Annotated in this window: 8 protein-coding genes; 2 read left to right on the top strand and 6 right to left on the bottom strand. The window is 35.7% G+C overall.

Annotated features, from left to right (window positions below; all coding sequences use genetic code 11):
* Positions 1 to 533 (top strand): flagellin (locus Q9306_RS20030; protein WP_306201666.1); only part of this gene is annotated, 533 nt, incomplete at its 5' end.
* A 147-nt stretch (positions 534 to 680) separates the two neighbouring features.
* A protein-coding gene (locus Q9306_RS20025) for an IS1182 family transposase (RefSeq protein ID WP_371932413.1) occupies positions 681 to 2,116 on the top strand; the annotation gives its coding sequence in 2 pieces (ribosomal slippage) (positions 681 to 1,248 and positions 1,248 to 2,116; 1,437 coding nt in all).
* Between the two features lie 811 nt (positions 2,117 to 2,927).
* On the opposite strand, the gene Q9306_RS20020 is transcribed toward Q9306_RS20025, so the two are convergent.
* The 6 genes from Q9306_RS20020 to Q9306_RS19995 form a co-directional block, all read right to left on the bottom strand.
* Complete coding sequence (locus Q9306_RS20020) at positions 2,928 to 3,875, bottom strand: DNA-binding domain-containing protein (protein ID WP_306201665.1); 948 nt, start codon at positions 3,873 to 3,875, stop codon at positions 2,928 to 2,930.
* A 926-nt stretch (positions 3,876 to 4,801) separates the two neighbouring features.
* Complete coding sequence (locus tag Q9306_RS20015) at positions 4,802 to 5,710, bottom strand: chemotaxis protein (RefSeq protein ID WP_306201664.1); 909 nt, start codon at positions 5,708 to 5,710, stop codon at positions 4,802 to 4,804.
* A gap of 245 nt (positions 5,711 to 5,955) precedes the next feature.
* On the bottom strand, positions 5,956 to 6,441 hold the full coding sequence (locus Q9306_RS20010) for a LysR family transcriptional regulator (protein ID WP_306201663.1): 486 nt from the start codon (positions 6,439 to 6,441) through the stop codon (positions 5,956 to 5,958).
* Between the two features lie 248 nt (positions 6,442 to 6,689).
* Complete coding sequence (locus tag Q9306_RS20005) at positions 6,690 to 7,025, bottom strand: DUF3964 family protein (RefSeq protein ID WP_306201661.1); 336 nt, start codon at positions 7,023 to 7,025, stop codon at positions 6,690 to 6,692.
* A gap of 123 nt (positions 7,026 to 7,148) precedes the next feature.
* Entirely contained in the window at positions 7,149 to 8,432 is a 1,284-nt protein-coding gene (flgE, locus tag Q9306_RS20000; protein ID WP_306201659.1) for a flagellar hook protein FlgE, read from the bottom strand.
* A 48-nt stretch (positions 8,433 to 8,480) separates the two neighbouring features.
* Positions 8,481 to 8,972: a flagellar hook capping FlgD N-terminal domain-containing protein gene (locus Q9306_RS19995; RefSeq protein WP_371932411.1), complete on the bottom strand. Its 492-nt coding sequence runs from the start codon at positions 8,970 to 8,972 to the stop codon at positions 8,481 to 8,483.
* Positions 8,973 to 8,974: the final 2 nt, after the last annotated feature.

Below are 8,974 nucleotides of genomic sequence, written 5' to 3'. Positions count from 1 at the left end.
CTGACAACCAAAAAGCTCTAGACAATGAGTTTAAATCTCTACAAGATCAAATCGATTACGTTGCTGATAATACTGAATTCAACAGTAAAAAATTATTAAATGCTGACGGCCAAAATATCGCTATCGAAACACTTGATAGTGACCAAGCTGCTCAACAAATCACAGTTAAATTAGATCAATCTAATGCAGAGAAATTACTCGTTAAAAAAGGTGATGCTGCGGGTGCTGGTGTAGCCCTTATCAGCACTACAGATGAAGCTTTAAAAGCTGTTAAGGCTGTTGATGATGCTCTAGCAAAAGTTGCTGAAAAACGTGCAGGACTTGGTGCTACATTAAACCGTTTAGGCTTTAACGTAGAAAACTTAAATAGCCAATCTACAAACATGGCTGCATCTGCTTCTCAAATCGAAGACGCTGATATGGCTAAAGAAATGTCTGAAATGACTAAATTCAAAATCTTAAACGAAGCTGGTATCAGCATGCTTTCTCAAGCAAACCAAACTCCACAAATGATCAGCAAATTATTACAATAATTCATTTGTGTGATATACAAAACACACCTCTTATTGAGGTGTGTTTTTTCAGGCTGTGGAGAAAGCCTTCTCCACAGCCTGTTTTTGTGTCTGAACATCTTTTTATCTGTCAACACTGATAAAAAAGATGCAAAGGAGCGATGCCCCATGATGGGAGCACTGAAAAATCATCGTGATGAGCGCGTAACAATTTCTGTAGAAGAGTTAGTTCCACAAGACCATTTCCTTCGTGCCATTGAGGCAACAATTGATTTTCATTTCATAGAAGAAAAACTACGTCCCTATTATTGCGAAAACAACGGAAGACCTTCGATTCATCCAATTGTTTTATTTAAGATGATGTTTATCGGTTATTTTTACGGAATTCGATCTGAACGCCAATTAGAAAAAGAAATTAAAATGAATGTTGCCTATCGTTGGTTTTTAGGATTTTCTTTATCTGATACTGTACCAGATCATTCCACAATTAGCTGGAATCGTCGGACTCGTTTTATTCATACAAATATTTTTGAAGAAATCTTTGATGAAATTGTACATCAAGCTACGGAGCATCGCATGGTAGGTGGTCGTGCATTGATGACAGATTCTACTCATATCAAAGCGAATGCCAATAAAAATAAGTTTATTCATAAAGTAAAACAAGAAAAACCTAAATCTTATATGGAAGAATTGGAAGCGGCAGTCACACAAGATCGTGAGGATCATGGAAAAAAGCTTTAAAGCCTAAAAAGGAAGGTGTTGCCACAAAAGATAAAACTCGCGAAAGTACAACAGATCCAGACAGTGGTTTTTTAATGAGAGATGGAAAACCAAATGGCTTTCACTATTTAGATCATCGAACAGTTGATGCAAAATACAATATCATTACGGATACATATATTACACCTGGAAATGTGGCAGATTCCGAGGTGTATTTGGCACGCCTTCAAGCTCAAATTCAAAAATTCCATTTTCAAGTAGAAGCGATAGCACTGGATGCAGGGTATTTTACAGGACATATCTGTAAGAAACTATCAGAACAAAATATTTTTATGGTGATGGGATATCGCCGATTTGGCAATAAAAATAAAGAAGTTCCGCGACGATTATTTGATTACGTTTCTGAAAGTGATGTATTTGCATGTCCAATGGGATGTATTATGAAGTATGCGACAACCGATCGAGAAGGATATCGTCATTATAAAGCGGACGCAAAAGATTGTGCAGTTTGTCCTTTGCGTCCTGATTGTTTTTCAACGACTCAAAAGCGTCGAGAGATTACGCGTCATATTTGGGAAGATTATAAAGATATTGCACGAGCATACAAGCGAACGAAAACTGGAAAACGACTATATAAAGTACGCTGTTCTACAATTGAGCGAAGTTTTGCCGATGCGAAAGAGCTACATGGCTATCGATACGCTCGGTTCCGAGGGGTGAAATCTGTCCAAATGCAGGCATATCTCACCGCAGCCTGCCAAAACATGAAAAAAATAGCCCTTCACCTGACCAGAAAGGGTCAGGTGGAAGGCTATTTTTCTTGTTTTTTATTGTTTTGTACAATTTTTTTATACATAGTTACAATAAAAGTCATCAGAGGTTAGGAAACCCGAAGGGTTTCCCAACACTCTGACAAAACACACCTCTTATTGAGGTGTGTTTTTTCTTTATAACTTCTACATAATACGCTCCCCTATCTTCTTCCCGCCTTTCACAAGTTTTTGAAATTTACTATCGTTAAACCCAAGAAAAATCAGACCCTTCTTTCCCCTCCCTCGTATTTCACTCATTTTAATTTTTTGACATATACATCGCTGCTATGCGTAGAGTAGAAAACCATACGTGAGGTTCTCCCTCATACGGCTTTCCGATGTTTTTCTTTCTTTGGCTTTCAGTTTATCATTTTAACTTTGTCACAGTGCTTCAACCTTAGGATTTCTCCACCAGTTGCCTGTCAGCTATTAGGCGACCTGGTTCTTACCTAGATTGGACTTTCACCAATAAGCAGTGCCCAGCTTAGCTGGGCACCCAGAACACAGCATGATCGCTACTTGCTTTCTCCTTTTGTTTTAAACCTTGCACGTGGCAGAAAAAGGCCCTGACCGCTTTAGATGCTTTCGCCCATCCAAAAAGAGAGGGTTTTTATTTTTTAATTCGTATTTATATAATAAAAAGAAGTCGTGCACTTTTTTTATAGTCAAATTCTCTTCAAAAGAAAAAATAACACGCATTTTATCAATATGCTGAAAATAGAAAGAGATCCATTACCAGTATATAGTAGATGATGGATCTCTTTTTTCTTATGAAGTGGACTTTTTCAGTGGCTTCATACAATACCGAGCTCATGCCCAAGAAGCTACCTAATGAAATAACCTGTCTAACCTTTTAGGGCCACTTCATTCCGGATGACTTCTCTTATTTCACCACTGACACAACCTGTCCGCTGTGATCAATCATGACTTTTAATTGCCCTTCTGTTATACCACTATATAGTCCAAGTTTATACAAGTCTTGTTTGCACATATGTACGAAATACGGCAAAGTACGAATTTGTTCCACATCAGAACTTGTGATAAAGCGAATCATATGATTAGTCATTTCTCTCATATCTGCTACAAGCTCTTCTTTTTCTCTTCGTAAGCGCTCTGTCTCACTGTATAACGCCGTAATCTCTTTTCTAAATCCAGCAATATCTTGTGCATCTTGAACATACTCTGCAGCCATGCTAGACAACTTATAAATTCCATCCATAAAGCGATACAACCCAGTTGCATTTTGTTCATCTTTTTCATCTATCAATTGAAAATTATTAACAATTCCAGATAATAAAGTAACAAGATTATTATCTATTTTTGGACTTTCCTCTTTTATTTTTACTTCTTTTTTATACTCTTCCTTATTAAAATGTAATTGTTTTATAAAAGTAGTTTTTCGTTTTCTACCTGGTTTTTGTTTTTTTATATTTTCTAAGCCAATTTCTTCTTTTCTTAATTTATAATACGTATTTTGCAATTGACTAGGTGTTTTAAAAAACAGTTGTAGCTTTTCCTTACTTATACAATCAGAAATCTCCAAAATGTTCATACCGTTCTGCTGACAAAATTGATAAACTTCTTGTAATAAGGCTAGCTCAGACTTCAACCATGCTATATCTGATTGTTCGTATACTTCAAAACCACCAAATTTTTCTACATCCATTTGAAAAAGAAACATTTTATTATACAAATCCAATACTTCTTCAAATCTCACATGAAATTTTTTTGCTATTTTTTCAAATTCTTCTTCCATATTTTTAATTTTATCTTTCTTTTTCAGTAATTCTTGTAACTTCTTTAAAACTAAAACTGCGCTGTCTTGTGCCATCTCCTATCGCACTCCCCTTATTGCCTTAAATAGCTCCCTTATCACTTGTAAAAATAGAAAATTTTACATGTTAATCATATAATATATGTAAAATATATGTCAAATAATTAACATAAAAAAATATATAAAAAGTATAAAAATATAATATCGATAAATCCATGTTGATTTTCGGGCACATAAGTCGCTGTCATGCAGAATAAACCCTAACCTACACTTGCTTTCTCCCTTTTTTTTAACCATTGCCCGTGGCAGAAAAAGGCCCTGACCGCTTCTATGCATGGACAGACGCTCTCGACCTCCTAAAAAAGAGGTTTTTCAAGTCATTTTTAAATTTATAAAGAAAAAAGTAACTACTCAACTATACCTTTTAGAAAAGTGTATGATTCTAGTGAAGATGTGTCTCTCTATTACTTATAAATTCATTTTTGGGTATATAAACTGCTGTCATGCCAACAAGGGCAGGAGCCTGCACTTATTGTCTACTTTTGTTTTCAAACCTTGCGCGTGGCAGGAAAAAGCACTGACCGCTCCTATGCATCGCCAGTTCCTCTCGCCCATTTAAAAAAATGCTTTTCTGTCGGTTTTTCATATAGTAACTGAATAGTTACGAAAAAAAGAAGATAATTCTCTATATAATAGATCATTACCTTCTTTTTTCATTAGGATGTGTGTATTGTTTCATTACTTAAAATAAATTTCTCAATAGTCTATAACAAAACCTTACATATTTAGTTTGGTAAGGAGTACAATGGCTGCCATGAAGATAAAAATAGACCTAGACCTCGCTGCCTTTCTTTGTTTTAAAACTTTGCGCGTGGCAGGAAAAGGCACTGACCGCTCCTATGCATCACCAGTCCCTCAGGGCCACTTAAAAAAATGCTTTTCTATCGGTTTTTCATAGAGTGACTGAGTCGTTACCATATTTTTTATAAAACAAGCTTATCTACCAGCCCGATTAACTCTTGAATATCTGGCTTACTTACTTGTGCATTAGCTCCAACAGATTCGCCTTTATGATACAATTCATTTGTAATTAAAGAAGAGAAAATAACAATTGGTAATCGGTTCATTACCTTGTGATCTTTAATCACTTTCGTCAAATGATGTCCATCCATCTTTGGCATTTCAATATCTGTAATAAGCAGATGAATATGTTGGAACATATTTTCTCCTTGTTCTTCTGCCAATTTTTCAATTTGTGCTAATGCTTCTGCACCGTTACTGAAGAAGTTAATTTTTGTATATCCAGCTGTTGTTAATGTTTCTTCTAATATTTGGCGAAGCATCGCAGAATCTTCTGCAATATAAATACTTTTTTCAGCACGATCTGTTTTTTCTACTAGTCCAGTTATTTTTTGTGTTTCATAACCAACATTACTAATTTCACATACGATTTTTTCATAATCTAATAATAAAATAATTTTCTCATCCAGCTTAACAATTCCGGATGTTGTTTCTTCTAATCCCATCGATAAAGAAGTTGGTTCATCAATCTGTTCCCATGAAATACGCTGAATGCGATGCACTTCATCTACACGGAAAATCACTTTCATTTGATTCAATTCTGCAATGATAAACTTTGTTTGGTCTAGTGGTTTACTGGATTTTAAGTTCAATGCTTTTGCTAAGTTAATAACAGGTAAAATTTCACCACGTACTTGGACAACACCTTCAACTGCTGCATTTGCTTCTGGAACTGGTGTTACCGGAAACGGATTGATAATTTCACGTACTTTCATAACATTTATACTAAATAAATTTTCCCCAATTGTATATGTTACGATTTCTAACTCATTTGTTCCACTTTCTAGTAAAATACTTTGTGCTTGTGACATAGACGGGTAATGCTCCTCTCTATTTTTCTATATATAAATACGTTTTAATTTTCCAACATACAAGTCGCTGCCATGCAGAATAAACCATGACTAGCACTCGCTTTCTCTCTTTGTTTTAAACCGTTGCACGTGGCAAGAAAAGAAACTGACCGCTTCTATGCATGGCCAGTTGCTCTCGCCCACCTAAAAAGAAATGTTTTTTAAGTCGTTTTTTAGCTTGTATTTATATATATTTTATATATACTTTACTCATTTGTAAGTGAAACGAGCGTATCAAGTAATATTTCTTGTGCCCCTGATATTTCTGCCGGCGAAGCTTCCCACTTTTGCATAATTTCCTTCTCAACTTGTACGCGCAAGGAATCATCCATTTCCTTTAAGAGAAAAGTCTTTGTTTCTTCATCAACATCAAGTAATGCAAGTCCATATATTTCTGGATCTGGCACCGTTTGAAATAATTTCTTCATAATAATGGGTGCAACATGTTTCACTTTTTCAATATGAATCGCTTTATCAGAAAATAGGAGTTCATATTGAATAAATGTGACATTTTGTTTTACAACTTGGAAATAACAGTTATTTTTTTTGTCATTGATAAAATAACCGTTTGGATCTGCTATTACACTCTCTACCTTACGAATTAAATCAGGCAAACTATTCGCTACCATAATCGTCCGCTGCTCAATTTCACTCGGCGAAATGAACGTTACACGGTATTTATTTTGCGCCATATTCATTTCCTCCCTTATTGGCATTTACTATATATTCATTTTAATTTTCCGACATATAAGCCACTGCTGTGCAAGATACAACATAACCTGCACTCGCTATCTCCTTTTGTTTTAAACTTTGCCTGTGGTAGGAAAGGGCCCTGACCGCTTCTATGCACGGCCAGATGCTCTCGTCCCCCTAAAAAGAAAGAGGTTTTTATGTCATTTTTTACTTATATAACAGCCTCACATGTTATAGAAACTTCATTTTACGAAACTGCAAGTAATTCCAGATTATTAAACCAAAATGCTAACTGCTGATCTATAATACCTGGCAAACCAATAAAGAAAGAACGACATTGCATAACATCCGCAAACGCTTGGTACTTCCATTTGTTACCACCATAAATCCCAATAAAATAAAATTCATGAACACGACCGATTACTGCTTGCTTCTCTCCAAATGTGTAAGGAGGTACCTGTTTAATAACAAATTGATTTGGTAAATATTTACCTTCTTGTTGTTCAATATTTACAATTTGCTGTGCTAGCTCTCGTTTATCTTGAAAAAACGGCAACTGCAAAATTCGTTCTTCTCTTGTCATATTTATATAAACCTCACTATTCATGATGAGAAGATATAGAATCTATATCTTTTATTCGCATTAACAGGCAGTAAGACCTCTATCAGTTAAGATGAAAGTCCCACTGATAGAGGTTCAGCTTTCTTAGCGAATTAAGTTTACAACTTCATTTAACACATCGTCTGCTACTTTAATTACTTTTGTATTTCCAGTGAATCCTTTTTGATACACCATTAAATCAACAAATTCTACAGCTAAATCAACATTCGATCCTTCTTGTGATTTTCCACGAACTGCACCAGTTCCATTTTGTCCAGAAACACCTAAAGCAGGGGTACCAGCAGATGGTGTCGATACATAGTTACCATTTCCTATTTTCATAAGTCCCTCTTCATTCGGGAATGCCGCTACTGCAAGTTGTCCTCCAACTCTACTACTTCCATCTCCATATCTTACCATAATATAACCACCATCAGAAATTTCGAAATCTTTCACTGTTGTCGCAGGACGACCTGTAACCTCTGTTGGTTTGAATGTGTCGTCAGTTGGATAATTTGTTGCACCACTGAAGTCTACTTCTACTCCAGCGCCAAACGGAATTGTCACTTTTCCGCCTTGCGTAATTTTATTCGTAACTGGATCACGAACTATAGCTGCATCCGTTTGGATTAATTCACCAAGATTATTAAACTTCAAATCTTTATTATTAGCTAGTTCAGTAAAAGTTTTCTCCTTTTTCGCATCATTTCGTACTAATACTTTATACTTATATTCTCCATCTACCGGCTTTCCTTGGGCGTCTGTAACTTGTTTCAGTTCTACACGCATCGTAAAATTATTTCCTTCTTCATCATACACTGTAAATTCTTCTGCAGTTTCCCCGATATTCCTTGCAATGTTTCCTGTAAGACTTGCATGATCAGTACGCGTTCCAGGAATTGCACTGCCCATTGGAATTTTAATTGGTTGCGGTGCATTAGAAAAATCAATGTCCTGTTTTCCAGGTTTCGTCGGATACGAAAGTACGTATTGTCCTTCAGAATTTACAATATAATGATCATCAGATACACTAAATGTCCCTTTACGTGTGTATTGTACATTTCCACCTTTTGAATCACCTACAACAAAAAATCCATTCCCGTCAATTGCTGCTTGTGTTTTTCCATTTGTCAGCGTAATAGGACCGGTTGAATAATCTGTTGTTGTTCCGCTTAATTTCACACCATTACCAATACTTTTTGGGTTCGTGCCAGCATAATTTTCATCGCCTCTTGCACCCATTGTATTGTTGTATAACAAATCATCAAACACTGCTTTTTGTTTTTTGTAGCCCACTGTTTGGCTGTTAGCGATGTTATTTGATGTGATACTTAATGCGTTTTGCATTGCGTTCATACCTGTAATACTTGTATATAATGCTTTAATCATATTCTTTGTACACTCCTTAAAATTTTGTTTAATGTTTGTTTATATTGCTTATTTTGTTGTTGCTGTTGGCATTATTTCTTTATCAGACGCATCTACAACGAAACGAAGTGATACAACTTGATCACCTATTACAAGCTGTACATCATTATTTGCTCCAAGGCGAATCGTATCGACTTTTCCTACTACTTCCTTCCCTTCGCCGTTTACACCTCTTACGTATTTACCAAGAAACTTCATCCCACCATCTAGTGCTGTTGTATACATCGTTTCTTTCAAGGAATCAACAGCTTTCGTCATATTTTGCACTTGCTCCATAAGTGACAGCTGTGACATTTGATTCATCATTTGATTTGTGTCCATTGCATTCATTGGATCTTGATGTTGAAAACTCGCTAAAAAGAGTTTTAAAAAATCATCTTTCCCCATAATCCCAGGTGTTTTTTGTTGAGTAGCTGCTACAGCATTTTTATTTTGTACTTGCTGTGTTTGCCCTACTGGAATATGGTTTGTACTTGTTGTATTGAGTCCAACCGTTGGCACTT

The organism is Bacillus multifaciens (assembly GCF_030756675.1).
In the GTDB taxonomy this organism is placed as follows: domain Bacteria; phylum Bacillota; class Bacilli; order Bacillales; family Bacillaceae_G; genus Bacillus_A; species Bacillus_A multifaciens.
The sequence above is the reverse complement of the archived record's forward strand: the minus strand, read 5'-3'. Positions and strand labels throughout refer to the sequence as shown.

Coding starts and splice junctions, on each gene's coding strand:
- Q9306_RS20020 (WP_306201665.1), bottom strand. CDS start 3,875: ATGGCACAAGACAGCGCAGTTTTAGTTTTAAAGAAGTTACAAGAATTA.
- Q9306_RS20005 (WP_306201661.1), bottom strand. CDS start 7,025: ATGACAAGAGAAGAACGAATTTTGCAGTTGCCGTTTTTTCAAGATAAA.
- flgE (WP_306201659.1), bottom strand. CDS start 8,432: ATGATTAAAGCATTATATACAAGTATTACAGGTATGAACGCAATGCAA.
- Q9306_RS20010 (WP_306201663.1), bottom strand. CDS start 6,441: ATGGCGCAAAATAAATACCGTGTAACGTTCATTTCGCCGAGTGAAATT.
- Q9306_RS20015 (WP_306201664.1), bottom strand. CDS start 5,710: ATGTCACAAGCACAAAGTATTTTACTAGAAAGTGGAACAAATGAGTTA.